General features: G+C 35.8%; 1 protein-coding gene. It reads right to left on the reverse strand.

Going from position 1 to position 1958, the window contains the following annotated elements; genetic code table 11:
• On the reverse strand, positions 1–1958 hold a 1958-nt coding region (locus tag RRG12_RS43600; protein ID WP_420763320.1), incomplete at both ends, for an ATP-binding protein.

The following is a 1958-nucleotide window of genomic DNA, read 5'->3' on the forward strand; positions in this document are numbered from 1 at the left end:
AAGCTTCTCCAATTAAACAGTCCACATTTTCAAAACTTCCTTTCAAGTTCAGAACTGTTTGCAAATATACTGAGTTCCAAGTAAAAGCGACTTGTTGCTTGATTTTTTTCAGCGAATCACAATAAGCTATCAGTTCTTTTTCTAGAACCCAAAGTTCCTTACCCAGCCAAAATGAATGATAGGGATAAATGTAACCACAATAGCCAGCATATTCTAAATCTCCAGTTTCCAGACCACTAGAATATCCTGCCATTGATGATGTTAATGTCTCCCTAACATGCTCTTTCCAATGCATAACATGAGCGCTAACAACCGTCAGAATTTTCGCCTTGAGTTCTTCAGCATTAAATTGTGATACCAAACGTGAAGCTAATTTACCAAATTCATAGCCAGAATCAATTTCTCCTTGAACTCCACAAAGAAGTAATCCATAAAGACTATAACCATAAGCAGATACAGCCGTATTTCCATATCTTAAGGACAAATTGACCATTTTACAGACAATAATTGGCATCATTGCAGGAGCAGTTTGAAAAGCCGCCGGGAGAACTCCCATTAAGATTCTCATAGCTGCAATCTTGTTAGGATCAGTCATTAATGGTAAGTTAATTAAATCTGCAATGGCTTTACCTTTCAAAGAAGCCGCGATTTCATCCATCCCCTGCTGAATATCAGTTGATGTGGGTTCGTCTGGAAAACTTGTTCCTAACAATTGCAGAATTGATACAGCTATCTGAATGGCTTTCAGTTGTTTGCTTTGAATGATAGAAGCGATAATCTGTACTTCATAGACTTTCACTTTATCTAGAAGGACTTTGGCTTGTTGCTGCACCACCTCAGCCCATTCTTGCATCTGCTCAAAATCACCGCCAAGATAAGCTACCTCTGCGGCTCCTTCATATAAACCAATAGTTAAGGTATATTCAGTTTCCCAAGCATCTATATTTAAAAGTTTTATCCCATTTGTGAAGTATTTCAGAGCCGCTTCGTAAGCTGTAGAAGCTTTAGCTTTTCGTCCTGCAATTAAATTTAATCGTGCCAATTCAGTTTTTTCAGATTGCTCTGTCAGGTTAAGAATACCTACATTCAACTGATTGACGATATCAAAAATATTAGCTTCTATTTCCTCTTTAGGTGTATTTTGGAGAAGCAATTGCCCAATTTTCAGGTGAGTAGATTTTTTGAGTTCTTCTGGAATCAATGAATATGCTGCTTGCTGTACTCTGTCATGTAAGAACTTATAACCTACCCGTGAAGTGTCGAGATTTAAATTAACTGCTTCTTCTTGATTAAAAACTAAAGGAATACGGTAAGCTTCACTTAAAGGTAGAATTAATCCCGCTTGCAAAGCAGAGTGTAAATCATTAGCTGTCAAAGAAGGTGATTTTTCATTGACTATCGATAAAACATCCAGACTAAATCTGTCACCCACACAAGCTGCTAATTTTAAAACATCTTGGGTTAAACTTGGTAGTTTTTCAACTCTACTGGCAACTAACTCAACTACATTTTTATCAGTAATTCCAATTGCTTGTATATCCTCTAGACTCCATTGCCATCTAGCATTGGCAAAGTCAAATTTTAGTAATTTTTCTTGATAAAGTGCCTGAATTAGTTGTGTTATAAAAAACGGGTTTCCACCTGTCTTGTTATAAATCAGTTCGGCTAATTGAATAATTTTATTGTTAAATGCTCTAATGCCATCATCCTGTTTAGGTTCTCCTTCTTGGAGAGTTTCGGCAATTAGCTTAGTTACATTTTCTAAATTTAAAGGTTGTAATATAACATTATTAACTACCGTGCCACTATCTTTAATTTCTTCTATTTTTTGAATTAAAGGATGTGCCGAATTAACTTCATTATCTCTATATGCTCCGATAAATAGAAAATATTTGCTATCGGTATCAGTTATGAGCAGTTGGATTAAATTTAATGTGGCTGAATCTGCCCATTGTAAA

This window comes from Nostoc sp. CALU 546, assembly GCF_048836525.1.